Source organism: Moorena producens 3L (genome assembly GCF_000211815.1).
Classification (GTDB): Bacteria; Cyanobacteriota; Cyanobacteriia; order Cyanobacteriales; family Coleofasciculaceae; genus Moorena; species Moorena producens.
Map to the genome: position 1 here is coordinate 71,728 of NZ_GL890848.1, position 25,470 is coordinate 97,197.

A 25,470-nucleotide genomic window follows, 5' to 3' on the forward strand; every position below is an offset into this window, starting at 1 on the left:
AAATTCTAAATTCTAAATTCTATTACCCATTACCCTCGATAGTTGGTCCACGAGTTGGTGTCCACTGTCCCAATCGGTATAGTTTGTTGGGCTTAGTTAGCTTGAAACTCAGCTGCTCGACGAAATCATCTTCTGAAGTCGCAATAATCAATTGCTTTTTATCCAATACCTGATCCAACACCTGAGCCAATCGTTCTTTATGGACTGGGTCGAGATTTTGCGACGGGTCATCTAGCACCATGAAACCGATATTATGAGTCAATTGCTCTGAAGTTGCTAGGGCTAGAAATATACTCAAAGCAGCACAATTAATATCACCCTTGTTCAACAGTCGTAAGGCAACTTCTGACTCTCCATATCCCACCGCCATCACTTCATATTTTTCTGGGTCAATCTCAATATCTGGAAAGTCACTGCGATGGGCGAGCTGACGATAGATACTAGAAATTGCTGCTCTGGTAGCATCGATTTTTTCTTTAGCTGAGTTTCCTAGCACTTCCTGTACAGCTTCACCAATAGTCAACAATCGGTCACAGAAGGCTTCCAAGTCAGCTTTTGCTGCTTCAACTTCTTTATAGTCAGGGCAATCTTGAATGGAAAACAAATTATCTACCTCTTGGCGATAACGCAAGACAGTAATAATCCGTTTAATGTTTTCCAAGTCTTGATCAATGCTATCGATACGCTGATTACTTTGCTCAACTGCGGTGCGAATCCTGGCTAATTCTTGATCTACTTCAGTAATGGCTTGATTGAGCAGAGCAAGAGCGTTAACAGAGTCATTAATTTCTGTTTCTAAAGCTACTGCGATCGCATTTTTTGCTTGTTGTAATCCCTTATCCTTATCTAATCGTTCCCGTTGCAACCGCTCCAAGGTTTTAATCAGTCTCTGTAACTCCTCTACTGCTGTTTCTAATTCCCGAATCTCCTTCTGAATCGGTTTTAGCTGTAACTTCATGTCTTGCTGCCAGGATTCTAATTCCTGACGCAACTGAACTGGATTAATTGGTGTAGAGCAAACGGGACAATCTTGGGCTTGATCTTCTTGTACTGACTTCAGAAATTTTAGGGTTTGGATAATGATACCGGCACGATTGTTGATAGTATTTAGACTCCCTTGCTTAGCCGGTAACTCTTCTTGTTCAATTTGATTTTTTTTTGCCAAAATTTCTGGTAGCATGCCGTATTGAGCTTCCAGTTGGTGAATCTCGTTTTCTTTTTGGTTGAGTTCCATAACCTTGGTCTCAACATTAGCTTTCAAACGATTTAATTCACTTTGCTGATTCAGCAATTCTTTCTGCCGTTCCCAGTCGGGCTGAGCATTACGTAATTGCTTAATCGCCTCCTTACCACCATCTACAAATCCTTCCAAATCATCAGTAGTTTGGTATTTTGGTAAAGAGGGCACCAGCAATCCATAGTCTTTGGCAAAATTCTCAACTGCATTTTCAACCCCTTGGCAAATAGCTTTTGCTCCATTTAGGGATAATTGGCTGAGCGGAATATCATGAAAAATGGCTTCTTCTTCTGCTAGACCTAAGTCATTTTCCTTAATCGCTTTTGCCGTTTCAATTTTGCTGATAATCTGACCAAACTCTTGATCAATTTTCTTAAACTCTTCCTGGGCTTTAGCTCGCTTAATTCCATCCAAGAGATTGCGCCAATCCGTCAAACCCATGAGGCGATCCAGAGCATTTTTGCGCTCTTTTGGTTCCTGAATCAGTAGCGCACTGATAGTTTCTTGATGTAGGTAGACACAACTCATGTAGTCAGACAATTCTAGACCCAGTAGCACCCGCAAGTCAGTTTCATCTTCCTGATACGAGCCATTATTAATCTGATAGTAAAACTTGGGATTACCACGACGTTTGCGGTCACTCCGATATACCTTTAGTATTTCCTCATTCCCTTCAAATATAACTTCGACACTAGTCTCCCTTGACGATTGGTTTTTCACTAACCAATTCTTGCGCTCTTCAATTTTAGTAGCACTTTTATTAGCGACATCTTTGCCAAATAGACACCACTCAATCGCATTCAGGGTACTACTTTTACCTCCCCCCTGAGCTCCTACAATTAATGTGCAGGCTTGATCAAAGCGAAATTCCCGTTCTCCCGCTTGTTCAGGAAAGCCTCTAAACCCCTTGATCTTGACTGATACCAGTCGATAGTTTTCCATAGACACTGTTCCTCATCAGACTCTCTTGCTCATAGACCAATGGTAGCCATCAGTTTTTTGTAGGCTTTTTTGTAAGCACTTCGATGTTTTTCCAACCGATAACGAGCCATATCAGTGACCCCTTGTGATGAACCGCTATCAAACTCTTTGAGCAATTCCTCACCAAGGGCTATCAAACCTTGCTCATGGTCTGAATCAATGGCTTGATCTTTCAGTTGCTCAAATAATTTATCATTGTCTTTCATTAGCGATCGCATTAATTAGTCATGTAACCATATGCCCTATGCCCATAGGCTGAGAGCTGAATGCTTAGGGTGTGACCCTCAGCCCTCAGCCGTCAGCCGTCAGCCGTCAGCCGTCAGCCGTCAGCCGTCAGCCGTCAGCCGTCAGCCGACGTAACAGAGATTAAACCAATGCTTACTTGTTGTCTTGATCCCAAGCGCGAGTGGGGGAAACCCCCGTGAGGCCACTGGATCGCTTATTCAAAAGCTGAGAGCTGATAGCTGATATATAGCAGAAGTCATTTGTCAGAAGTCAGAAGTCAGAAGTTAAACTCAAGCCAAACTGTAGTTTGAGACTTTTGTCATGTCCTAATTACCCTGGCGACTGCTATAGCACTACGCATTAAGGTGTTTGACATTTATAAAAGCAGCAAAAGCTATTATAATCAGCTATTGCTAGCATGCCTATTGCCTTGCGCGTAGCGCTATAGCACATTAAGTAGCACCATCTGTAGCGCATTAGCTGATAGCTGAGAGCTGATAGCTGAATGCTTACTAGACTATGAGCTGGTTACTGATAACTCAGCATTTAGCACTTACCATTCCGCATTCAGCACTGTTCAACCTATATCAGCCGATTAACTCTTCTTCTGCTTAGGGGATGAAGCAGCTTTATTTTCCTCTATCCATTCTTCGATCAACTCCAATAAGATATGATTCATGGTGACTCCTTTGAGAGCGCACATAGATTTGAATTTTGCCCGTAAGGATTCAGGCAAAAATAGTTTGTAGCTAACTTGTTTTTCTTCTGACACATCTTTTGACAACTTTGACATCCCAATTATCCTACTAAGGGTTAAACTATTCAATAGGTATTTTAAGTTTTTTGTGTTATTTAGAGATTTTGTGTTATTATAACCCTATGAAACCCAAAGAAGCCAGCGGCACTGAGTCTGGTAAAATTTTGTTCGACCAGACTTTGTAGCCTATGGGCTGGTTAGCGCACTAGCTACAGCAGAGGTTCCCCCGGGGATCTCTGCTTAACTGCATCATGAATCTTACACAAACCTAGACATTCGGTCTGAAGTTCAATTCCTGCTTCGTTTTCTTCTACGTGGGAAGTCGGCTTCTTCCACTCCACAGGCGTTTGATCGATTGCCATCGACAGTGAGAGCCCCTACCGAGCTTCCCAACGCTCTATGTTGATTGCCGCGTTGAGATCCCGGTCTTCAAGATTTCCACAACCTCCACAAATATACACCCTTTCCTTCAATGGCATATTCTGTTTATGTCCGCATTTGTGGCAAGTCTTTGATGATGGAAACCACCTATCTACTAGGGTCAGCTTGAATCCATGGAATTCTTGCTTGTAAGTCAGCAACTCTCTGAATCGGTAGAATCCCAACAAGGAGATGGCCTCCGCTAGTTTATGATTAGCCAACATTCCCAACACGTTCAAGTCTTCAATCAAAATTTCTTGATAAGTCTGAGCTAATCGAGTGGTTTCCTTTTGCAAAAAGTCCTCTCTAATGTTTGCAAGGTGCTTGTGTTGCTTTCTCAGTCTTCCATAGTAAGTCAGTGCGTTCTGACTTGGTTTTGTCTTTGTCTGACCGTTGCCTAACACCTTTTTGCGATTGCGCCACTGTAGCTTCGATAGCTTGGTTTTCGCTTTCTTTATCGATTCGGGCGTTTCAATCTGGGTGCGGTCAGACAATGTGGCAAAGCACTTGACTCCGAGGTCTATTCCGACTTTCTGCTGGGTGTGTTTGATCGCAGGAACGGGACAAGCATCGATTTTGAACGATATAAACCACTTCCCGACTTCTCTGGAAATCGTGAATGTTTGGGAAATACAGTTGTAAGGGATCCCCTCCTTTAATCTGAACCATCCCAAGGTAGGGATATTGATTTGTTTCCCGGCAAACAACAGTCGCTTACCGTTGCAGTCATCAACGGTGAAACTGCATTGATGACGCTTTGTCTTAAATTTTGGCATCTGAGCTTTAAGCTTAGGGTCGCGCCAACGACTCAAAGCTTTAGCTAAGTTCCGGAATGCATTTTGGTAAATACGACTTGGATACTTGTTACACCAAGCCAACTCAGTACTTTTCTTGGTGACATTAGTGAACACCTTCTTAATGGCATTCAACCGTTTAGAATCGGAAGCTTTGACATGATCAAACTCCCATGATGCTTTCATCATCCCTAGTCCGTAGTTGTAGACGAATCGGGAGAATCCTGCGCACTGAGCTAGCCAATTGGCTTGCTTGTGATTAACTTTGAGTTCTCGTTTGATAGCATACATGAGACGAAACCTTAGAATAAAGGAGCCTTAATTAATAAGTTTTAACCCTTTTACCCATGACCGACCAACTATAAAGGCTCCTTTATTCTTACGGTAACTTCAAGGGAATTTCGACCATTATTTGTACTTCCGATGCTAATTTAGCGCAATTTTCCGGATTGTCAAGGTTTTTGTCAATATTTTCTTGAATGGGTTGAATGTAACGCCTCAAACCATAGAGCCGACAAGAGAAACAGTGAATAATCGCCATCAGATCTTCGACCATCTCCTGTTGAAGACTCAGAGATTCATTATTGGTGATGACGATCTCACAGTCGGAGTACTCAGCTAATTGGAGGATAAGGTATCCATAGCTTTCACTTGGTTTTCCAGGTCGGGTCTTTGAGCCGGGGATGACACCCGACAATACACAACCACAGACCTTTTAATATCGTCATTGAGTAAGCCTTTGAGTTGATTAATGTGTTTTTGGGTGTAAACTCTATGGTTCCCTAAAGTCCGATCGGCTATTAACTTTCCCGATATATCCCACCGTTGTAAGGTTCGGACAGTCACACCAGCGATTTTGGCGAATTCGTGAGGTCTGTAATGCATAACTAGACAGGTCTGGGTCGGTTTGTTTAGTCTTGTCTAATATTTAACGACTAAGCGTCAACTCTTACTGGTGCTAGGAGCAAACCCAGTCAGGGGTGGTAGCTCAAAGGGAAACTTCTTGGATATCAGCTAAATCGGGTAGTAATTCTGTACTATCGTTGCTCAGCCTATTCCCGTAACGCTGACAACGCACGGCAAAGGTACAATCACCACATCGACCAAGGGATGCTGCTACTTGAGGAAAAGCTAAACCTTGATCTTGGTACCCTTGTAGCCACCCAGCCAACTGGGTCAACAACTGAGTCAAATCCTCCCTAGTTTTCTGGTGTTGTGCGCTATTGTAGGTAAATTTAAGACTCTGGGCACAGGGTTGGGATTTGACAAACCAGTAACTCATGGAAATTTGTTCTGGCCAATAATCGCTAGTTTCTGCTAGGACGTAGAGATACAGGCGTGTTTGCCAGTCTTGGGCTAACCAATCCCGGTTTTTAGGTTGAGGATAGGTCTTCCAATCAAGAATTTGAGCCGAGTCTTCCCCTGCAATCAATAAGTCATAGATAACTGTAAGTAGATAACCTTGGAAATACAGGGTTCGGCAATGTTCCGCTTCCCGGAAGCTTTCAGGCTCTGGGTTGGAAAGTTCTGGTGCGGCATTGACTAAACCACTCAGCCAGTAGTCGAGTTGGGTATCCTCTTCTACTAAGGATGTAACTGGTAACCCAAGTTCCCGCTGTTGCATTAATAGGTGAAAGCGGCTTCCCCAAGTAAGACGCTCTTGTTGTTCGGGAGACACGGGTGTTCCCAGCTGGTCAAAGTAAATGTGTTGGAACTTACGGGGACAGGTTTGTAATACGTTCAGCTGTCCTTGGGATAGACGAGTTAGAGGGGCGGGAGGAGACACTGGTCAATGATCTAATCAAATCTTGGAGACATTGGGTTTGTTTGTGATCTATTAGCTAGTGTAGCGGAAGATATCGAATGCGATCGCATTTTCTTATAACAGTCGAAATCCCCCATCCTCCGTTTGAGGTGGGATGAAAGGCGCGTCAGAGAACTTAACTTAGAAATATAAATCATCAAAAATGCCCCCTGATCAGCATCAGAGGGCATTTAATTTCAAAAGCTTAAAGACCAAGATTAGAATTCTAAATTCTAAATTCTAAATTCTAAATTCTGCATGTATAAGTTTCCACTCAAGACCTAGGCAGCTTGGTAACCTAAGTCAAGGTTTTTGGTAACTTCAAATTGCTAAACCTGTTGCTTAGTCCATTCAGAAAATAAATTTAAGAGGATTTGAGAGCGCAGCTTATCATCCAATTGGGGTTCAATAATCTCCTCCACCAAAATCAAGTGTACTCCCTTAGAGGTCACAATGGGTTTGAGAACCTCCGGTGGCTTAGCTGCAAAGACAGCAGCAGAAATCTCCGGCTTGATCTGCTCACGAGTTACTACTCCTTGATATCCCCCATAGCGACGTAATTCTTTATCCTGGATATACTGATGAGCAACATCATAGAAACTCATCTCCCCTTTCTGAATACCATAAAAGAGTTCCATGGCTAAATCTTGATCATCTATGATTACCTCATACATCACCACACCCGCATAATCTAGCTGATTTTCAAAGAAATAGGGTTCAACTTTATCGGCAAATAAATGCTTAGCTAACTTTCCATAAATAGCGCCATTATATACCATAGCTTCAAACTATTATAAGGTCATACCATGTTTTTCCAGCCATGCCCAAGTTTTCTCAGCACTCCCGAGTTGGCTAACTATCCTGAATTTATCTGCTGCGTCTTGAAGTTCTTCTGTCTCTACTTTGATACACGCCTCAGCGGCAGCAGCTGCGATTAACTTGCGGGTAGTAATTGCTTCGATAATCTCAGGAATCTTACCAGATAGCTTGATTTCTTCAAGAATATCGTCTTTGGTAATCGTGATAGCTGGTTACATCGTGTTTATCCTAGTAATTTAAACTGTGAAAGTTATAGTGCTGCATCGCTTTGCAAATTGAATTTTTCAACACTATTACACGCCGTGCTATAAAAAGCGATCGCACTAATTGATAATGCCCTGAATTGACTGATATGACATCCCGGAAATCACCTATAATTTCAAACCTCCTTGCTGCAACTTCTTAAACGGATCGAGAATAAAATCAATAATCCGACGCTGGCGCACAATTACCTCAGCAGTCGCTGTATCTCCAGGACGGAATCCAATACACTCCTTACCTGTGGGAAGACAATCCTGATTTAACGCAATTTCTATGTTATAGGCTGCTACCTCAGAGGTAGTTGGAGAAATTTCCACTAACTCTCCTGCTATCACTCCATACTATTGAAACGGATAGGCATCAAACTTCAGTTTGACTGGCATTCCTTTCTTTAAATAACCACTTTCAGTTGTTGCCATCTGGGCTCGAATAATTAATGATGAATCCTCTGGGGCAATTTCTGCTACCATAGTACCCTGCTGCACTACAGCACCAGGTCTTTGAATCGGTAACTGAAATATAGCACTACCCATTAAGGTGTTTGACATTGTCTTGATGCAATAGCGAGTGGGGGAAACCACGGCAATAGCGAGTGGGGGAAACCCCCAAGACCGCGCTGCCTCCCCAAGACCGTAATGGTGCGTTTTCCGCATTAAGAATTAAATTCGCCACGGGTCGCACCTCTGCATCGCTCCTAAACTCTGAAACGTAAGTCTAAGCTTACTTCTGACTTCTGACTTCTAACTTCTGACTTGCGCGTAGCGCTATACCATTCCACTTACCGGTGCGTCTAAGACTCGTTGCTTTAACTGAAGCTGCAACGAGTCAATCTGACGCTTACTCTGAGCAATTTATGAATTTAGGGTAGTAATTTTATTCTCTATATTATTCAGTTGTTATTCTATTTTAAGTACTGATAACTTACCGGAATGAATCAAACTCTGATAACTCCTTTCCTGCTCTTTTAATCGTAACTTTGCTTGCTCAATATCTGCTTGTGCTTGACGCATAGTCCGTTCATAACTACTTTGTTCTTCCCTAATCCGTAACTTAGCCTGTTCAATATCAGACTTTGTTTGTTCATACAACCGTCGCCTTTACTGTACCACATCATCCTTATCTAACACATCAATTTCTGGCACAACTCCTTGTTGCCAAAGTTTACGATAGCGTTGCACCTCTCCCTGGGCATTAGCTAAACGAATCTCTAGTAACTTAGAGGCTGTTTTACTAAGTTCAAGATTTTGCCTGGCCTGATTTCCTTGAGCTAATTTTTATTATTTTTGTAAGTTATAGGAATTACTCAGATCAATTATAGTCTGTCGCACTTGGTCAATTTGAGCTGGCTTTTCCAAGGCTTGGGCTTGATTTTGTTGCTGCTGAGTTGTCAAGACTACCACTAACTGATTTTTTAGTAATTATAACTGCGATCGCCTACTCAATTGCCCCTTTAATTTATCGTTAACTTGCTGCAATTCAGTACGGACTAACCCGGATTTCAAAATCACTAAATTTTGTCCAGCCTCAACCTTTTCCCCCTCTTTAACTTGAATTTCATCCACGGTACCGGCTACAGCAGCATCCAGCCTCACAGTCTTACCCTTTGGTTCAAGTCGTCCTCTAGCTGTACCGGTTTCATCTACCTTATAGAGCATCGACCAGGGTAAAATAATGGAAACAAATACTACTAGAAAGTACAGTAATCCCCTTGTCCAAACCTGAGGCCAACTATCGAGTAATTCTTTAGTGGCGTAAGACCAATCATCAGTAAATTTAGCTAGGTTTGGGGCGTTTAAACTATCTTGATCATGATTAGTGTCTTGTAGCTGAGTTGGAGGATGTCCATTCAAGTGTCCAAGTGTCCATTCAATGTATTGGGCATAATTTTATTTATTATTTATTGATACTAGTTATTTGGTATTAGGATTATTCATGAATAAATAAATTAAAATTTATGTAATTTTTCAGGATTAATGACTCAGGATTAAGGACTAATTTGCTGGGGATTAAAATAGTAATAATGTCCCCTTTTTGTCATTAATTACTGATGGGTTACCCTCTCAATCAATACTCCTCTATCCAGCACTAAAATTAAATCCGCATTCCGGACTGTAGACAACCGATGAGCAATGACGAATGTTGTCCTATAGCAGTCGCCAGGGCAGTTAGGACATGACAAAAGTCTCACACCCTTTGTAAGCGCAAGAGTTTGACTTCTGACTTCTGACAAAGGACTTCTGACTTTTGACTTCTGCTATACCTTTGAGAATTTGATTTAAATTCTGCTGAATAATTCGCTCTGATTCTGCATCTAAATGGGAGGTGGCTTCATCTAAAACTAATAACTTAGGATTGCCTAACAAAGCCCGTGCGATCGCAATCCGTTGCCGTTGTCCACCAGACAACATTCCTCCCCCTTCTCCTATCTGGGTTTCATACCCCATAGGTAAATTTTTAATAAACTCATCAGCACCTGCTAATCGTGCTGCTTCTATAATCTCTTCTAAACTAGCGGCAGGATGACCTAAGCTAATATTTTCCCGAATGGTTCCACCAAACAAAAACGTATCTTGGTCTACTACTCCCACTTGCGATCGCAAAGACCCTAAGGACAGACTGGTAATATCAAGGCCATCAATCAATACTTTCCCATCTGTGGGTGGATACAATCCCAACACTAATTTAGAAATCGTCGTTTTCCCTGAACCACTGCGTCCCACTAGGGCTACCATTTGTCCTGGTTTCACTTCAAAGGAAAGATTTTCCAGTACATTTAAATCACTCTCTGGGTGATAGCGAAAGGTAACGTTATCAAAGGCAATGTGACCCTGAATTGATGGTAACGATTGACGGGCTTGATTCAGTAAATCCTCCTCTGGTTCGGCATCCAACACATCATTAATCCGTTCCATAGCAATTACTACTTCCTGGAATTGATTCCATAACACGGTTAACCGCTGGAAGGGAGTAATAATATTTCCTAGCAGCATATTGAAGGCCACTAATTGTCCAATGGTTAACTGATTCTGAATCACTAACCACGCTCCATACCACAGCAGGCTTGTGGTTACTACGGCTTCAATAGCATTACTGAAAATTTGCAGCCGATTGCTGATAACTTGCCCATCAAAACTTGTCTTAATTTCCTTATTTAATAACTCCTCCCAATGCCAACGTACTGTTTGTTCTACTGCTGTGGATTTAACGGTACTTACACCGGAAAGCGCTTCAATTAGATAACTATTTTCCTTAGCCATCGATTGAAATATTTCCCGGGAAATCCTACGTAAAAACGGAGTCGCAATCGTAAGCATTCAGCTATCAGCCGTCAGCCGTCAGCTAATTAACTAATCAAGGGGAGATAGTAAACAAGCTTACGAACGAGTATGGCTGGTTGACATCCCTGCTCGTTTTACTGATCCGACCCAGTGCAATTAAAGCGCCTACTCGCTGATAGCTGATAGCTGATAGCTGACGGCTGAATGCTTACTCGCAATCAACGCTAGCAATAAGAATGGCGGCACAATCACTAAGGCCAATAATGCCATTTTCCAGCTGTACCAAACCATCAATCCTACATAGATAAATACCGTTAGTAAATCCAGCAGAATTGATAGCGCCTCACCGGTAAGGAACTGCTCAATCTTGCGGTTTTCCTGAACCCGTGATATGATGTCACCAACATAGCGGGACTCGAAAAACGAGAGAGGCAACCGCAGTGTATGGCGAATAAATCCTACAATCAGTGCTGCATCTACTTTATTAGCCGTATGGTCTAGTAGATATTGCCGCAACCCCATCATTGCCACTCGAAACAGGCTAAATATCAGCAGCCCTAACCCCACCGCCATTAAGGTAAGTCGGATCGTAGACTTTTTTGTAGCAGTTTGCGCTGAAACGCTGTTAAATATTTACCTGTACTAGTACATGCACCCTCAAGATCAGGTTTCGACTGATGTCCTGACATATCTGTAACTAAAAAGTCTTTAACTCATTGTTTTGATGATCGAGGGTGGATGTTGGCTTTTATGTTGGTTTTAATAGTCAAATTTACTTAGTATTGTGGACTTTTTGGATGATTTTGGGCAATTTTTGGATGATTTTGGCGAGTTTTTGGATGATTTTTATCCAATTTTAGATTTTGGTCGAATTTTATATTGTTTGTGTAAAGTTTGATTTAATTTTTGGATGAAGATAATCAGGCACTAGGGATTAAGTACTTTTAGGGAGAAGTGAGAGTAATGGAGGAAGTGGGGGGAGTGGGGGGATGAGGAGTCAGAACAATAGTAATGGGGCAAGGTGTAGGGAATAAGAATGCGATCGCACCGGTCCTGCCTACTTTTCAAATCCCTTGTCACCCCTTCAGCCCTATCCTTTTAACTCTAGTACTGATTCTGATTCCACCCAAGATTTATCTTGGGTGGAATTGTTTTATGACGTTTGCTCAGGTCTAGCTTTCAAGGGAGCAACGCAGAAGCCAAAAAAGTATAACTAATTTAATTTTAGTTATAAAAACCTAGAGATTTGGCCAAGTTTACGTAATAGTTATCCTGACTTGATCCACTAGTAGGGGTATTTTTCAAATCAACCAAGACATCACTGAATTACTTTTGTCACTTTTTTCATTGATTACCCCCTTGAAATCCTGGAATAAATCCCAGATTATAGTCATGGTATAAGGCAATAAAACCTCTAAACACCCTAGTATATATATTGTTAAAATCGACCAAGATATAACTGAATTACTTTTGTCACTTTTTTCATTCATTAATCCCTTGAAATCCTGGAATAAATTCGAGATGAGAGTCATGGAATGAGGCAATAAAACCTCTAATCCTAAACAAGACAACTTGACTGAATATAAAATTTGCGAATGGCTAACATTACAATCTCTGACCTCGCTATTTCACCTGTTTATGAAAGCTTCATTACTGAACTTGATGAGCAGAATATCAACGGGATTATCGGCGGAAGAACAGTAACAACAACTGTCTCTCCAAATGGTGAAGTTAAGGTTGTTGTTAAAGAGTGCTCAGCATCAATAGCATAACTATAATAATTTCAATCCAGTAAACCATCGATAACTAGTATCAATGGCTAGGATTAAAATCTCAGCTCTATATTCGGCTGAACTAGAGGAAAATTATCTGTTAACTTAAGTATCAGCCGAAGAAATTTATGCTATGCTGGGAGACGCTGCTGAAGAGGTGTTTTACCCACTAAATACCTAATTAGGTATCAAATAATCCTCTGGTATCTATCAGAGGATTATTTGATTAATTCAGCTACTTCTCCATAGACACTACCGAACTAGGTTAGTGTTTAAACAGTGTTTAAGCAATGTTTAACCAACTAGTAGCAAAGAAATTATTGTTATTATTCCAAAGTTCAACTATATCAGACTTATTATCACCATTTAAATCGGTAACTAAGTAATCAGTATCATTTCGAAAGTCCCCTACTTGTGTATTACTGCCCAGGCTAAATCCTCCGCTACCATTACTAATCCAAGTGGCAGCAAAGAAATTATTGTTATCATTCCAAACCTCGATTAGATCAGAGTCACCATCCCCATTTACGTCAGCGACTAAGTAATCAGTATCATCTCGAAATTCTCCTACTTGTGTATTACTGCCCAGGCTAAATCCACCGCTACCATTACTAATCCAAGTGGCAGCAAAGAAATTATTGTTATTATTCCAAACCTCGATTAGATCAGAGTCACCATCCCCATTTACGTCAGCGACTAAGTAATCAGTATCATCTCGAAAGTCTCCTACTTGTGTATTACTGCCCAGGCTAAATCCACCGCTACCATTACTAATCCAAGTGGCAGCAAAGAAATTATTGTTATTATTCCAAACCTCGATTAGATCAGAGTCACCATCCCCATTTACATCAGCGACTAAGTAGTCAGTATCGTTTCGAAAGTCCCCTACTTCTGTATTACTGCCCAGGCTAAATCCACCGCTACCATTACTAATCCAAGTCGCCGCAAAAAACTTATTGTTATTATTCCAAAGTTCAACGAGATCAGAGTCACCATCCCCATTTACATCAGCGACTAAGTAGTCAGTATCGTTTCGAAAGTCCCCTACTTCTGTATTACTGCCGAGGTTAAATCCTCCGCTACCATTACTAATCCAAGTCGCCGCAAAGAACTTATTGTTATTATTCCAAAGTTCAACGAGATCAGATTCACCATCCCCATTTACATCAGCGACTAAGTAGTCAGTATCGTTTCGAAAGTCCCCTACTGCTGTATTATTGCCGAGGTTAAATCCTCCGCTACCATTACTAATCCAAGTGGCAGCAAAAAACTTATTGTTATTATTCCAAAGTTCAACGAGATCAGATTCACCATCCCCATTTACATCAGCGACTAAGTAGTCAGTATCGTTTCGAAAGTCCCCTACTTGAGTTGTTGAACCTAGAGCAAACATGGAAGAGGAGGTAGTGTTGAGCAATACTGAGACGTTGTTGGAGCCAGAGTTGGCCGTCGCAATGTCTGGTTTACCATCGCCGTTGAAATCCCCTACGGTGATGGAAGAGGGATTACTGCCCACATCAAACTGACCAGAAGGGGTAAAGCCTCCTGCACCATTCCCTAATAGCAGTGAGACTTGATCATCACTTGCTGCAGCAATGTCCAAGTTGCCATCACTATTGAAATCCCCCACGGCGACTTCAGAACCTCCACCCGTTGTAAATGGCATGGGAGAACCAAAGCTACCATTTCCATTCCCCAACAACACTGCGATTTCGTTCTCAGCACCAGAACCACTTCCTATCACTAAGTCCAGATTGCCATCTTTGTTGAAGTCTCCCACAGCATCAGGAGCAGCAAAAGACACACCTGTTGGAATCGATATACTAGGCTGAAAGGTTGTTGTCCCGTTCCCTAACAGCAGCGAGACTTCGTTACTGCCACTTCCTGTCACTATATCCAGGTTACCATCGTTGTTGAAGTCCCCCACAGAGGTAGAAAATCCACTAACCCCGGTTGTAACGTCGTTAGTAAATGGAAAGCTCCCCGTCCCATTTCCGAACAACACCGAGACTATACCTGGTGAGGAAAATCTTCCTACGGCTATATCCAAATTTTGATCGCGGTTGAAGTCCCCCACGGCCACGGATAGAGGAATATCCCCTTCGTTGACTTGGGTGGCAGAACCAAAGGTGCCATTGCCATTTCCTAGCAAGACTGAGACCGTGTTATCCGTAGAGGATGTAAAAGGAGTACCAAAGTCTGCGGTCACCAAATCCAGGTTACCATCTTTGTTGAAGTCTCCCACAGCAATGTCAACGGGCAAATTTCCTACGGCAAAGTTCCCACTTAAGCTATAGCTTCCTGCGCCATTATTTAACAGCACCGAGACGTTATCAGAGTCTGAGTTAGCTGTTACCAAATCCAAATCACCATCACCATCAAAGTCTCCGGTGGCAATAGCAGCAGGACTATAGTTATTTTAAATAAGGAGGAGACACTAAGAAGCACAATATTCACGAATTACTTCATCCAGAGAAGTGTCTATAGAAGTATACATTCTGGCTCTCTTTAAAGCACTAAAATCATGCTCTATATCATTGAAATCTGGAGAGTATTTCGGCAAAAATAATACTTGATGACCGGCTGACTCTACTAATTCTCTAATTGCATTTTTTCTATGAATTGGTGCATTATCCATAATTAATACTGAAGGAATTGTTAATGAGGCTAATAAATATTGGCTTAACCATCCTTCAAATACTTCTGCATTAAGACTACCACTAAACAAGGGGCTATTAAATCTTTTGATTTCTTCCTTCTTCCTGCTACTAAATTTTCTCTTTTTATTCGTTTTCCTGTTTGTTCACCATACAGTTTTTTCCCTTTTTTTGACCATCCATAAAGGCATGACTGTATTTTGTCAAACCCCGACTCATCAATGAATACAAGGCTTTTAATTCCAGATATTTTTATTAATTCTCTTAATGCTCTTAAATACTTTATTCTTTCTTTCCTATCTCTTTCCCGATAACGAAGTTCTTTTTTTTTACGAGTTATTTTCATTTTTTTGAGTGCGTATAATATTGCACTTGGGCGCACTCCAAATTTTTTGGCTCTCTCTATTAATTTAGCATCTGGATTTTCTTTGACATCTTGTTCTAAGGCTTTCCAATCTAGCTTTCTTTGACGACGTTCTACTTTATTAGCCTTTAGTTCGGAACGATTCAACCACTTGTATATTGTCGCTCTTCCTATCCCAAATACTTTCGCTGCCTCTGTAATTTTTCCACCTTTTTCTATATAGTTTATTACTTTTTTTCTGAAATCTAGACTGTATGGCATTGCTGTCAGTTATTGAAAATATACCCTTTTCATTTTACCTCATCACCGTCTTATCCTTAATTGAAACAACTATAGTTCCTACTGGAAAGTTGTTAGCGTTGCTAAAGGACACAGCAAAAACTCCTTGATATACCTGCATCAATTCTGGCAAAAATGCTGAATCTACACCAATCTGACCCGTACAACATTCTAGATTCCAATCACCACCCAAGGCAGCATTACCCGTGCGGTTCGCAGAAGCCGCAATGTCAGTACCAGTTATTTGGTGTAGTCGTTCCAAAAATTCTGTACCAGCATCTCCACCAGCAACATTGCAGCCGTAGAGGAGAATAGGAGTGGCTGAATCAGTCGTTGACCAAGTTTTTAATTGAGGGAGGTAATGGTTTAAAGTATCTAGACTAAGTTGGCTATTCCCTAAATACAAACACCCCGGTGAACCGTGAGAAACGATGTGAATAGCAGAAATATCAGTGCGTCCTTGCAGAGCCTTGGTAATTTGTGCCACGCCATCCTGTGTAGATTCCAGGACAATTACGTCACTTTCCGGTACCGTACCATTAACTAAACTCTGATAATCATCAACCCCTGAGTCAATAAAGATAATAGTCCTAGAGATTTTGGAGTCACCTATTAAAGGGTTGTGTTGATCAGTTACGTAAAAGTTTAAGGACTTATCGAGATCGTTGCTGCTTACATCTTTGGTGGTTAGCATTCTATAATCCTGATTTGGAATTTTAGATTGACTATAAGGCGTTGTATTTATGCGAGATGATTTAATCCGGAACACCTCTCACTTGGTTAATCAATCCAAAAACCTAATTTTTCTACAGTTTTATATAAACTTTTGTAACTATTTTGATAAACTTTTGTAACTTATACAAAACTATATAACTAACTGAATATTGGAGGCTCTAATTACACTATATATAATTTAATTATTACACCTCTTGCATAAGTCTCATAAACCGTGGGTGTTGACAAGGCATGCATGCATGCATGCTAGAGGCAAAAGGGATAGATTTTGATTTCATATTTATTTGTGTATAGTTAAAAAAGAAAGGCTAAACGTGTTTAAGACAAAAGCACAGCACTTTGATGATATAGTGCTTGCTCATATCCTCGTGATCACTTGTGGACTAATCTAATTTGGGCGAATCTCATGTGCCGATCTGAGCTGATGGGAATATGGGGGCATGGGGGCATGGGAAGAGGTATTGACGTTTTTCCCCCAATACACTGTATGAGTGAATTTAAATTCTGATTAGCTTAGGGATTGATCCTAACTGAGTCATAGGTCATGGAGAAAATATGAAGGATGAAGGGTGAAGTATCAAGTATGAAGTATCAAGTATGAAGTATCAAGGGTGAAGTGGAGCGATAGAATCTATGGCTCCTATGTTGATTAGACCCAATTAGCAATCACCAATAACAATCATAAATGACTAAATGAAACATGGACTTGATGCCTACGCTCACTTGGACTCCCCCATCCACAGTTGGGAACCTCGTGCTAAGCTAATTGCCCTATTAACCCTAATTTTCGCGTTTTCCTTTGTACAGCATTTGATAGTGCTACCACCGATGGTGGCTCTGACCCTAATTTTTTATCGAGTCTCTCGCCTGCCACTGTCCTTTCTGTTGAATCGGTTGCGCTATCCGGGATTTTTTCTGTTAGGGATTACACTGCTACTCCCCTTCACAGTAGGCACTACCGTGATCATCCACCTTGGTCCAATCGCTCTGCGACAGGAAGGACTGCTAACCCTAGTGCTGATTGCCACCCGTTTCCTATGTATTCTCACCATTAGTGTGATTTTATTTGGCACCGCACCCTTTTTGACCAACATCAAAGCTATGCGATCGCTTGGTCTGCCATCACTGCTAGCGGATATGACTCTGTTGTCTTACCGCTATATTGAGCAATTTAGTAACGACCTAGCTAAAATGAAGCGGGCAATGCAGCTGCGAGGTTTTCGTGCCAAAGGACCAAAGCTTTCATGGCAGGAATTTGGAGGTCACCCAGTTGCTTCGCTACTGGAATCCTTCGCCCGTACTTACCGTAACCTGAGACTTTTAGCTTCCCTAACCGGAACACTTTTGGTGCGCAGTTACCAGCAATCCCAGCAAGTCTATAAAGCGATGATTTTACGAGGGTATAGTAACACCTCTCAATTTATGGTTTCTGAAAGTTCTGGTGTGACAAGAGAGACTAGAACACAGAGCTTTTCATTACCCCTTCCTAGGGGAAAGCGTATGGGGTCTAGTACAAACACTGCTAGTTTCCACCACTACATTGCTTTGGGACTGACTAGCTTGATTTCAGTAGGATTTGTGATCGCCGAAATTCTGTTAACAGAAGCATGACCGAAGCGAATTAAGACTCATCAATGATAACTAATTAATGGTAATCAAATCAAGGTAATATTGATTCCGGTTAACGACTTATAAGTTTAGGGTTTGGGTTGGGGTTTTGTTAATTTAAATTAAATAAAATTAATAATTAAATTAACACTTAACACAATTCCCTCACCCCGACTATAAGTGATTAGCCGTAATTAATATGGCTGCTGAATTTATCCTAGCCTACACCGAACGCTATCAGGCGAAACGACTTCATTCTTGGCCTTTCGGCCACGCTACGCGAACAGACTTCATCCTTCAGACTTTTACCGTGACCCAGCAACAACAAGAATTTTTTTACCGAGAAGATTACATTGAACCCTATCAGTCACCTACTTCCTTACACTACGCCCTTGCCATTGATAGTCTGTATTTTTCTTACCCAGACCAACCGGATAGTTTACGCAATATCAATCTCACCATTAAGCCAGGAGAACGGGTGGGTTTAATTGGTCCGAATGGTGCTGGTAAAACTACCCTATTTCTGACCATCTGTGGCATTTTAAAACCAACTAGGGCAAGAGTGATGCTGTTATTTGGCAAACCTGTGGTAGCGGGTGAGTTTCGCCCAGAAATTGGTCTGGTGTTTCAGAATCCCGATGACCAGTTATTTTCCCCTTCGGTCTGGGATGACGTAGCCTTTGGACCAGAGAATATGGGGTTACCAACGGTTGAGGTTGAACAGCGAGTTCAAGAAGCCCTATCCCTGACGGGTGTGGAACACTTAGCGGCTCGAGTTCCCCACAACCTGTCTGGGGGTCAGAAGTGTATGGTAGCGATCGCAGGGGTTTTAGCCATGGGTCCATCCCTAGTGCTTTACGATGAACCCAGTGCGAATCTTGACCTTCGTTCCCGGCGTCGCTTGATTAGCTTTTTGAAAGGGTCCCAGGAGACAATACTGATTTCCTCCCATGACCTAGAACTGATTTTAGAAGTATGCGATCGCGTTTTGCTACTTGACGAAGGGCAAATTATTGCTGACGGTCCTCCTCAACAGGTGATGGCTAATCAGGAGCTGATGGAGGCTCATGGTTTGGAAAAGCCTCACTCTATAGTTTAAGTTATCAGTAATCAGTGAAAAGTTAGTCGTTGGCGGTTGACTGTTGATTGTTAACCGTCAAGAATGATTAACTTGGTCAGCAGGATGGTGCTGGAGTAATTCAATTACCTTCCCCACTTAAAAACCGCTGCTCCCCAAGTCAATCCTGCACCAAAGCCGGAGGTAGCTATAATATCTCCTGATTTAATTTTCTCAAGCCGCACTGCTTCATCCAACACTATAGGTATAGAAGCCGCTGACGTATTACCATATTGAGCGAGATTACTTAGAACCTTGTGCTTAGGAATCTTCAGACGTTGGGCAACTGCATCCAGAATCCGCTGATTAGCTTGATGCAAGACCAGCCAATCCACCTGTTCAGTGCTGAGATCGGCTCGGAATAATGCTTTTTCAATCACTTCTGGTACCTTTTGCACTGCAAAGCGATAAACCTCTTTGCCACTCATGGTAATGGGCTGATAAGTCCCTTTACCAACAGTCAAACCCTTGACAATTTCCTGCTGTTGTGATTTATAGGCTAACTGAAGACAGCTATTTTGGGTACCATCACTACACAGTGCAAATCCCAGTAAGCGATCGGATTGATTTCCCTGCAAAACTACAGCCCCAGCACCATCTCCAAATAGTACACAAGTACTTCGGTCTGACCAATCCACCCACCTTGAGAGAATATCGGCACCAATTAGTAAGACATTTTGGTAAACGCCAGTGCGGATAAATTGGGACGCTGTAGCCAGTCCAAAGACGAACCCTGAGCAGGCTGCGGTTATATCAAAGGCAACTGCTTTTGATGCTCCCAGGAGTGCCTGAACTTGATTAGCACTGCCAAACAGATCATCCGGGGTTGAGGTGGCTAGGATAATCATATCTAGGTCATCAGGAGCAATTCCAGCCATAGCGATCGCATTCCTTGCTGCCCCAGTAGCCATCTCACTTAGACTCCCTTGTGCATGCACCAGATGCCTTTGCCGAATTCCGGTACGGGTGGTAATCCACTCATCCGATGTATCAACCATTTGGCTTAGTTGATGGTTATCGAGGGTAACCTCTGACGCTGCGGAACCGCTTCCGGTAATAGCAATGCCTGTTCCTAGTTGATTCAAGGCTATTCTCCATCAGTTGCATCCCATGTTTTTCTCTTCCCAAGTTCGCTGCTTAGGGAGAAGGCGGAAAGACTGGTGATTGGTCAATCTTGCCATCAATGCCACACTCAACTATAGCACACAAGCCTTAAACAACTATGTTGTGAGGCTTGTGGGACGCTCAAGCTAACAATCTGCCATTATCACGGAACCCTCTTGTAATTACCGTTATCGATCGCCACCCTAATACGGTGGGCAATTCCGCTAAGGAATTCTAACACGAGACTTGATCAGCTAGTCAAAGTTTAGTCCCCATGCTTGACACTCTTAAGGTTAACGGTTAACCATAAACTTTCAACCGCCAACGGTCAACCGTCAACAAAAAAACAGTTGCGCTAATGGTAGCCTTGAAATGCTGATCAGTCGATCATGCCTTACTCCTCACTGCTGGAATTAGTAGCCACTGATTTCTTAGACTTTTTGAAGTGATTAGCTTTAATCCGCTCTAGTACTCGGTGATCAATGGCTTCTTGAGCCAACCGAATGGCGTTAAAAATCGATGGGGCTTGGGAGCTACCGTGACTAATAATACAAATTCCTGCCACCCCCAAGAGTAGAGCACCGCCATGTTCGGCATGATCCATACGCTGCTTAATCCGCTTCAAGTTGGGTTTTAACAACGCTGTACCTAGCTGACCTTGTATCCCTTGAGGCAGTTCTTCTCGGATAATTTGCAGCATCACCTCCCCTACTGCTTCGGCAAACTTGAGCAGTATATTGCCCACAAAGCCATCGCACACAATTACATCAAACTGACCTGAGAGTACATCTCTACCCTCAGCATTGCCAATAAAGTTTATTCTGGAATTCTTTCGTAGCAGTTGATGAGTGCGGATGGCCAAATCATTGCCTTTACACTCTTCCTCACCAATGTTTAGCAGACCCACCTTAGGCTCTTCCATGCCCAAGACATACTTGCTATATACTGACCCCATGATGGCAAACTGCTCTAGATATTTAGGGCGACAATCCACAATTGCCCCCACGTCCATTATAATCACTGGCTTGCCAGCCATGATGGTAGGAAACACTGCGCCAATTGCGGGACGGTCAATCCCTGGCAGACGCCCTAAGCGCAATAGAGCCGCTGCCATGGCTGCCCCAGAGTGCCCAGCACAGACTACAGCGTCAGCACGTCCTTCCTTGACTAAGTCCATGGCTACGTTAATAGAAGCGTTGGGCTTACGCTTCAAGCTCACCAAGGGTTCTTCACCCATGGCAACGACACCATCAGCAGCTACAATTTCTATCTGACTTGATCCGTGGTGTTGGGCAATAGAGGATCTGATTTGCTCAGGATCCCCTACCAACAATACCTCTACCCCTAACTCAGCTTGTGCTCTAATAGCTCCAGCAACTATTTCATGGGGGGCATAATCCCCGCCCATAGCGTCTATTGCGATTCGTGCGCCAGTCGATGCCATTGCTCAAAGTTTATAGAAACCTTCCACATCTTACCAGAACCATTACCTGGAATAGTAAACAATGTGATCTGTTTAACTTGAGATTTGGGACCCGAAAGACTTGCATGGTGACATGTTCTCAACAGAACTGTTCAGATACATTTAACCCGGTAATTCCGCCCCATAGCCGGAATCCGTGTATAGCACGTCAATTAACAATTGACGAGGAGGTATCTGTGTTGGCTTTGCCGGAAAATCCCAAAAGCGCTTTTGCTTACAGCCAATGCATTTACTACAGAACAACTTAACTGTTGTTTGATACAACAATTGCTCTTAGCTCGATTATTGCTTAGGTCGTCTTGATCAGCAGACTCCCAAATCTCAAGCTTCTGTGGCTGTTAAGACAATTATACCAGATAAACCCTACGACAAACCGGAAACTTCCTGAGAATCATTGATTAGGACTTAACAGTAGCAGCATTCAGTATCTAAAATAGAGCAGCCTCAAGAAACAAATGTGGTGTAGTGAATGCTAAAACAACTTGCTGCTGGGATGCTGGCCGGTGCGTTTGTCGTTATATCTGTGAAACTTTGGAGAATTCTGCAACCGATCAACCTTGATCAAGCTCAACTGATGGCTTGGCGGGATACCTCCTTGTTTAGCTTGCCAGCTGAACCAGACCCGTCTGCTGAAGCGATTGTGGCTGAATTCATAGAAAAATGGCGTGTTCAAGGTTCAGCAGTTAAGCAAGGAGTATGGATTCAATCGGGACTGACTAGACTGGCGACCCACCGGGGAAATGTTCCAATACCCGCAGCTTCAATCACGAAAATTGCCACTAGTCTAGCGGCATTACAGCAATGGGGACCAGCTCATCAATTTGAAACTAGAGTCAGTGCCACCGGAATAGTTAAAGATGGGGTATTGCAGGGAGATTTGGTAATTACTGGTGGTAGCGACCCGTTTTTTGTGTGGGAAGAAGCGATCGCATTGGGTAATAGCCTAAATCAACTGGGAATCCGCCGGGTCACTGGGAATTTAGTCATCATTGGCCATTTCACTATGAATGATAAGGACAACCCAGAAATTGCTGGTGGACAACTCTTGCAAGCCTTAAAATCCAGCAGCTGGTCTTGGCAGATTCTCCGCCAATATCAAGCCATGCCCAAAGGAACCGAGAAACCCCAATTAGAAATTGCTGGGAATGTAGTTGTATCTGATACTCCCATTCCCAAGCAAGAATATCTGTTACTCCACAAGTCTTTGCCCCTGGTAGATATTCTTAGAGAGATGAACATCTACAGTAACAACGACGTATCTCAGATGTTGTCTCAAGCCATTGGCGGTGCTCAGACAACCGCTCGGTTGGCGGCTAGGTCAGCTGGTTTACCCGGTAGCGAAATTCAGTTGATTAATGGCTCTGGCTTAGGTATGGAGAATCGAATTTCCCCCCGTGCTGCTTGTGCTATGCTCATGGCTATTGAGCGCTTTTTACAGCCTTACCAGCTTAATCTTAGGGATGTCTTCCCCCTAGCTGGACGGGATACTAAGGGGACCATGCTCGACCGTAACATTCCCCCAGGGGCTGTGATTAAAACCGGAACTCTCAGAGAAGTTAGTGCTCTAGCTGGTTTTCTCCCAACACGCGATCGCGGTTTAGTGTGGTTTGCCATCATTAATGGTGGCAACGATATCCTAGAATTTCGGGCAAAACAGGATCAGCTACTGCAACGCCTGTCTGTCGAGTGGGGTGCCCTTACCCAAAAGAGTAGCAATCAAACCCATAAACCATTGATCATTGGTGATCCCAAGCGTATTGAAAAAATCAGCAGTACCTTGCTGATTGAAAATAAAAAATAGCAAATAGATATTGAGTCGGCTTGAAATTTTGTTGAAGGTTGAAGGTTGAAGGTTGACCGTTGACGGTCAACCTTCAACAGTTAAGTTCAAGGGTTGAGCAACGGCTCCAAAGCCAGTCTCAGCAATAAATTAATTTAGCTGTCCGGCAAAATTCATCCCACACCTAATGCGTAGCATTAGGTGTGGGATGAATTTTGCACAGGGTATTATAAAATTGCTATAATATATGTACTGATAAACAAAGCCGTTCGCGTAGCGTGGCCTACGGCCTTAAATGCTGGGCAAGTCAGCCACTTACGTGCCTAAAAAATAGAACTTATTGTATTGTTCCGGTGGGTCGGGGCATCCCGTGTCGTTAATAAAGTAACCCGTGTATCCGTTCGCGCCCCGCGTCGGCGAAAGCCGATAGTGATGGCTGGAGTTGGTAAGAAGCCCACACTGTAATCTTCGATGAGCGTGTGGGAGTATGTCACGTTATAGTCAACCTTGGCCAAAAGGCCACGGGTTCGCGTTCAACCTTTAACCTTAAACTTTCAACTTTCAACCCGCTCAAGGAATAATTTCTGTTACCACTCTTTCCCCAACACCACTAGTTACTAAAATATCTTGAGCTTCCAGGTTACCCACTGCTTTATCACCAGTCGTATTAAATTGGGGTGAAACTTGTTCATATATTACATTACCTGAGGCTTCCATCTGTTGGGTGGGGATATCCCAAGTTAGCTGATTAGCGTATAGTTTGGATTGCTTACGGCTTCCCTCCCCTTGTACTCCTCCAGTTAATCTAACTACTTTCTTGCCCAAATCTACCCGTCCCCTGTTAGCTGTTACCATCACTTTCTCCTGCTGGTGAACAATTCTAACCGGCTGATCGGACACAACAGTTTTATCATTCAAATTCCAAACTGCTGAATTACTCGATATCACGACCGGTGGTTCAACCGAAGTCAACTGCACATTTTTCTTGAGAGTTGCTATATTTGCCTTAAGGTTTACCTCAGAATTGTCTGCTTCCACTCGTTCTGTTACTACCTTATTTTTATAGCGCTCAATAAATATCCTTTTGTTACCAATTACCTTCTGTTGTTCGATTTGCCAGAGCAAACGTTCCGTTTTCATTTGCAAGTTTGGGTCTTTCGATATGGCTGCTACTTGACCAATTAATTCCAAATTCTGGGTGCGACTTAAGTAACGCCCTTCTTTTGCGGATGCTTGTAGTTTAGGGTGATTACCTTTAACGTTATTGCGGATAACTAACAAATCTTCCTTAGGTTTCCACTCAGACTCATCACCTCGTAACACAGCACCATTACGGGGATCTGTAGCCGTGACCTGACCTTTGAGAAACACTATCTCACCATTCTCTAGGATTTCCCCACTCTGGGCTGAGACCTGTAAGATCAGTTTCCCATCTTGATACAAATCCCCATTGGGTTTCTCAATGTAAGCGATTTTTCTATCTGGAGAGTAAGTCGCTTTATCTCCAGTAACTTTCCATAGAGGACGACCTTGCTTATCTGACTGATCTAGAGTGACGTTTTTAAAGACTAGACTTCCTTCAATTTTTTCAGTAACGTTAGTGTCTTCCTGAACTTGATTTAATGGTTTCGGCTCACTCTTACAGCCAGATAATGAGTAAACCATGAAAATCAAAATAAAAAATTTAAGACATCTCTTGGAGTATAAAAACATATGGCTTAAGAGCGTGTGGTTAGGATAAATGACTATAAAATAATCGATACAAAGCTTAATCATAAAGACTTGTATCGATTTAAAAAAGGAATTTTTATAAAAATTGCTTACTAGGAAACGCTATAGTAGTTATTACTAGTTATTAGAAGTTTTTATAACCTCTATAGTTCCTGGGGGGCGACAAGCCCCCCAAAGTCCTTGTCAGCTCTAGGTTTAAGGTCACTATCATCCCAAACTATACCTAGACAATCATGAGCATATTTTCAATGACTGAGAACTCAA

The 25,470-nt window shown here is 42.4% G+C and carries 22 protein-coding genes and 5 pseudogenes; 5 read left to right on the forward strand and 22 right to left on the reverse strand.

Annotation, left to right across the window (positions count from 1 at the left end; translation table 11 throughout):
• Positions 1-22 precede the first annotated feature (22 nt).
• Positions 23-2,179: an AAA family ATPase gene (locus LYNGBM3L_RS10285; protein ID WP_008182068.1), complete on the reverse strand. Its 2,157-nt coding sequence runs from the start codon at positions 2,177-2,179 to the stop codon at positions 23-25.
• A gap of 29 nt (positions 2,180-2,208) precedes the next feature.
• Positions 2,209-2,436: a hypothetical protein gene (locus LYNGBM3L_RS10290; protein WP_131826849.1), complete on the reverse strand. Its 228-nt coding sequence runs from the start codon at positions 2,434-2,436 to the stop codon at positions 2,209-2,211.
• 19 nt (positions 2,437-2,455) lie between these two features.
• On the opposite strand from LYNGBM3L_RS10290, the gene LYNGBM3L_RS48550 reads away from it, so the two are divergent.
• Complete coding sequence (locus LYNGBM3L_RS48550; protein WP_267872010.1) at positions 2,456-2,578, forward strand: hypothetical protein; 123 nt, start codon at positions 2,456-2,458, stop codon at positions 2,576-2,578.
• 460 nt (positions 2,579-3,038) lie between these two features.
• Here LYNGBM3L_RS48550 and LYNGBM3L_RS10295 read toward each other — a convergent pair whose 3' ends face one another.
• The 14 genes and pseudogenes from LYNGBM3L_RS10295 to LYNGBM3L_RS43225 form a co-directional block, all read right to left on the reverse strand.
• Complete coding sequence (locus LYNGBM3L_RS10295) at positions 3,039-3,236, reverse strand: hypothetical protein (protein WP_008182073.1); 198 nt, start codon at positions 3,234-3,236, stop codon at positions 3,039-3,041.
• A gap of 341 nt (positions 3,237-3,577) precedes the next feature.
• Positions 3,578-4,705 carry an RNA-guided endonuclease InsQ/TnpB family protein gene (locus tag LYNGBM3L_RS10300; RefSeq protein ID WP_008182078.1) on the reverse strand — a complete coding sequence of 376 codons (1,128 nt, stop codon included), beginning with the start codon at positions 4,703-4,705 and terminating at the stop codon, positions 3,578-3,580.
• Positions 4,706-4,793: 88 nt separating this feature from the next.
• On the reverse strand, positions 4,794-4,955 hold the full coding sequence (locus tag LYNGBM3L_RS47190; RefSeq protein ID WP_229414420.1) for a hypothetical protein: 162 nt from the start codon (positions 4,953-4,955) through the stop codon (positions 4,794-4,796).
• A gap of 77 nt (positions 4,956-5,032) precedes the next feature.
• Complete coding sequence (locus tag LYNGBM3L_RS47195; protein WP_008182083.1) at positions 5,033-5,299, reverse strand: MerR family transcriptional regulator; 267 nt, start codon at positions 5,297-5,299, stop codon at positions 5,033-5,035.
• A 103-nt stretch (positions 5,300-5,402) separates the two neighbouring features.
• Entirely contained in the window at positions 5,403-6,200 is a 798-nt protein-coding gene (locus tag LYNGBM3L_RS10310; RefSeq protein ID WP_008182085.1) for a PD-(D/E)XK nuclease family protein, read from the reverse strand.
• A 347-nt stretch (positions 6,201-6,547) separates the two neighbouring features.
• Positions 6,548-7,243: pseudogene (locus LYNGBM3L_RS50220) on the reverse strand (peptidylprolyl isomerase).
• A gap of 165 nt (positions 7,244-7,408) precedes the next feature.
• Positions 7,409-7,819: pseudogene (locus tag LYNGBM3L_RS50225) on the reverse strand (beta-barrel domain-containing protein); the annotation flags it as partial.
• A 4-nt stretch (positions 7,820-7,823) separates the two neighbouring features.
• Positions 7,824-7,970 carry a hypothetical protein gene (locus LYNGBM3L_RS47215; RefSeq protein ID WP_207554292.1) on the reverse strand — a complete coding sequence of 49 codons (147 nt, stop codon included), beginning with the start codon at positions 7,968-7,970 and terminating at the stop codon, positions 7,824-7,826.
• Between the two features lie 224 nt (positions 7,971-8,194).
• A complete protein-coding gene (locus tag LYNGBM3L_RS46440; protein WP_008182093.1) occupies positions 8,195-8,386 on the reverse strand; it encodes a hypothetical protein in 192 nt (63 codons plus the stop codon).
• Positions 8,387-8,575: 189 nt separating this feature from the next.
• Positions 8,576-8,698 (reverse strand): hypothetical protein, encoded by a 123-nt coding sequence (locus tag LYNGBM3L_RS48555; RefSeq protein WP_008182097.1) that lies wholly within the window; start codon positions 8,696-8,698, stop codon positions 8,576-8,578.
• Between the two features lie 18 nt (positions 8,699-8,716).
• Positions 8,717-9,148 (reverse strand): biotin/lipoyl-containing protein, encoded by a 432-nt coding sequence (locus LYNGBM3L_RS46445; RefSeq protein ID WP_008182098.1) that lies wholly within the window; start codon positions 9,146-9,148, stop codon positions 8,717-8,719.
• A gap of 191 nt (positions 9,149-9,339) precedes the next feature.
• A pseudogene (locus LYNGBM3L_RS10330) lies at positions 9,340-10,600 on the reverse strand (peptidase domain-containing ABC transporter); the annotation flags it as partial.
• Positions 10,601-10,795: 195 nt separating this feature from the next.
• A pseudogene (locus LYNGBM3L_RS10335) lies at positions 10,796-11,158 on the reverse strand (ABC transporter transmembrane domain-containing protein); the annotation flags it as partial.
• A gap of 345 nt (positions 11,159-11,503) precedes the next feature.
• Positions 11,504-11,644 (reverse strand): hypothetical protein, encoded by a 141-nt coding sequence (locus tag LYNGBM3L_RS43225; RefSeq protein ID WP_154659743.1) that lies wholly within the window; start codon positions 11,642-11,644, stop codon positions 11,504-11,506.
• Positions 11,645-12,171: 527 nt separating this feature from the next.
• Here LYNGBM3L_RS43225 and LYNGBM3L_RS43230 point away from each other — a divergent pair.
• On the forward strand, positions 12,172-12,348 hold the full coding sequence (locus LYNGBM3L_RS43230; RefSeq protein WP_008182110.1) for a hypothetical protein: 177 nt from the start codon (positions 12,172-12,174) through the stop codon (positions 12,346-12,348).
• A 283-nt stretch (positions 12,349-12,631) separates the two neighbouring features.
• On the opposite strand, the gene LYNGBM3L_RS33845 is transcribed toward LYNGBM3L_RS43230, so the two are convergent.
• The 3 genes and pseudogenes from LYNGBM3L_RS33845 to LYNGBM3L_RS10355 form a co-directional block, all read right to left on the reverse strand.
• A complete protein-coding gene (locus LYNGBM3L_RS33845) occupies positions 12,632-14,746 on the reverse strand; it encodes an FG-GAP repeat domain-containing protein (protein WP_267872013.1) in 2,115 nt (704 codons plus the stop codon).
• A gap of 39 nt (positions 14,747-14,785) precedes the next feature.
• A pseudogene (locus LYNGBM3L_RS10350) lies at positions 14,786-15,630 on the reverse strand (IS630 family transposase).
• Between the two features lie 34 nt (positions 15,631-15,664).
• Positions 15,665-16,342, reverse strand: coding sequence for a DUF4347 domain-containing protein (locus LYNGBM3L_RS10355; RefSeq protein WP_008182116.1), 678 nt, complete (start codon positions 16,340-16,342; stop codon positions 15,665-15,667).
• Between the two features lie 734 nt (positions 16,343-17,076).
• On the opposite strand from LYNGBM3L_RS10355, the gene cbiQ reads away from it, so the two are divergent.
• Positions 17,077-17,994, forward strand: a complete 918-nt coding sequence (gene cbiQ, locus LYNGBM3L_RS10360; protein WP_008182118.1) for a cobalt ECF transporter T component CbiQ — start codon at positions 17,077-17,079, stop codon at positions 17,992-17,994.
• A 196-nt stretch (positions 17,995-18,190) separates the two neighbouring features.
• Positions 18,191-19,090 (forward strand): energy-coupling factor ABC transporter ATP-binding protein, encoded by a 900-nt coding sequence (locus LYNGBM3L_RS10365; RefSeq protein ID WP_008182120.1) that lies wholly within the window; start codon positions 18,191-18,193, stop codon positions 19,088-19,090.
• 104 nt (positions 19,091-19,194) lie between these two features.
• Here LYNGBM3L_RS10365 and LYNGBM3L_RS10370 read toward each other — a convergent pair whose 3' ends face one another.
• Positions 19,195-20,193, reverse strand: a complete 999-nt coding sequence (locus LYNGBM3L_RS10370; RefSeq protein WP_008182122.1) for a beta-ketoacyl-ACP synthase III — start codon at positions 20,191-20,193, stop codon at positions 19,195-19,197.
• Positions 20,194-20,606: 413 nt separating this feature from the next.
• A complete protein-coding gene (gene plsX, locus LYNGBM3L_RS10375) occupies positions 20,607-21,656 on the reverse strand; it encodes a phosphate acyltransferase PlsX (RefSeq protein WP_071986850.1) in 1,050 nt (349 codons plus the stop codon).
• A 508-nt stretch (positions 21,657-22,164) separates the two neighbouring features.
• Between plsX and LYNGBM3L_RS10380 the strand changes: the two genes are divergently transcribed.
• Positions 22,165-23,496 carry a D-alanyl-D-alanine carboxypeptidase gene (locus LYNGBM3L_RS10380; RefSeq protein WP_008182125.1) on the forward strand — a complete coding sequence of 444 codons (1,332 nt, stop codon included), beginning with the start codon at positions 22,165-22,167 and terminating at the stop codon, positions 23,494-23,496.
• Positions 23,497-24,045: 549 nt separating this feature from the next.
• On the opposite strand, the gene lptC is transcribed toward LYNGBM3L_RS10380, so the two are convergent.
• A complete protein-coding gene (lptC, locus tag LYNGBM3L_RS10385) occupies positions 24,046-25,188 on the reverse strand; it encodes an LPS export ABC transporter periplasmic protein LptC (protein ID WP_044492588.1) in 1,143 nt (380 codons plus the stop codon).
• Positions 25,189-25,470 lie beyond the last annotated feature (282 nt).

Coding starts and splice junctions, on each gene's coding strand:
- LYNGBM3L_RS48550 (WP_267872010.1), top strand. CDS start 2,456: ATGCCCTATGCCCATAGGCTGAGAGCTGAATGCTTAGGGTGTGACCCT.
- LYNGBM3L_RS47190 (WP_229414420.1), bottom strand. CDS start 4,955: ATGGCGATTATTCACTGTTTCTCTTGTCGGCTCTATGGTTTGAGGCGT.
- plsX (WP_071986850.1), bottom strand. CDS start 21,656: ATGGCATCGACTGGCGCACGAATCGCAATAGACGCTATGGGCGGGGAT.
- LYNGBM3L_RS10295 (WP_008182073.1), bottom strand. CDS start 3,236: ATGTCAAAGTTGTCAAAAGATGTGTCAGAAGAAAAACAAGTTAGCTAC.
- LYNGBM3L_RS10355 (WP_008182116.1), bottom strand. CDS start 16,342: ATGCTAACCACCAAAGATGTAAGCAGCAACGATCTCGATAAGTCCTTA.
- LYNGBM3L_RS10285 (WP_008182068.1), bottom strand. CDS start 2,179: ATGGAAAACTATCGACTGGTATCAGTCAAGATCAAGGGGTTTAGAGGC.
- LYNGBM3L_RS10300 (WP_008182078.1), bottom strand. CDS start 4,705: ATGTATGCTATCAAACGAGAACTCAAAGTTAATCACAAGCAAGCCAAT.
- LYNGBM3L_RS10380 (WP_008182125.1), top strand. CDS start 22,165: ATGCTAAAACAACTTGCTGCTGGGATGCTGGCCGGTGCGTTTGTCGTT.
- cbiQ (WP_008182118.1), top strand. CDS start 17,077: ATGAAACATGGACTTGATGCCTACGCTCACTTGGACTCCCCCATCCAC.
- lptC (WP_044492588.1), bottom strand. CDS start 25,188: ATGTTTTTATACTCCAAGAGATGTCTTAAATTTTTTATTTTGATTTTC.
- LYNGBM3L_RS10365 (WP_008182120.1), top strand. CDS start 18,191: ATGGCTGCTGAATTTATCCTAGCCTACACCGAACGCTATCAGGCGAAA.
- LYNGBM3L_RS47195 (WP_008182083.1), bottom strand. CDS start 5,299: ATGCATTACAGACCTCACGAATTCGCCAAAATCGCTGGTGTGACTGTC.
- LYNGBM3L_RS43230 (WP_008182110.1), top strand. CDS start 12,172: ATGGCTAACATTACAATCTCTGACCTCGCTATTTCACCTGTTTATGAA.
- LYNGBM3L_RS10290 (WP_131826849.1), bottom strand. CDS start 2,436: ATGCGATCGCTAATGAAAGACAATGATAAATTATTTGAGCAACTGAAA.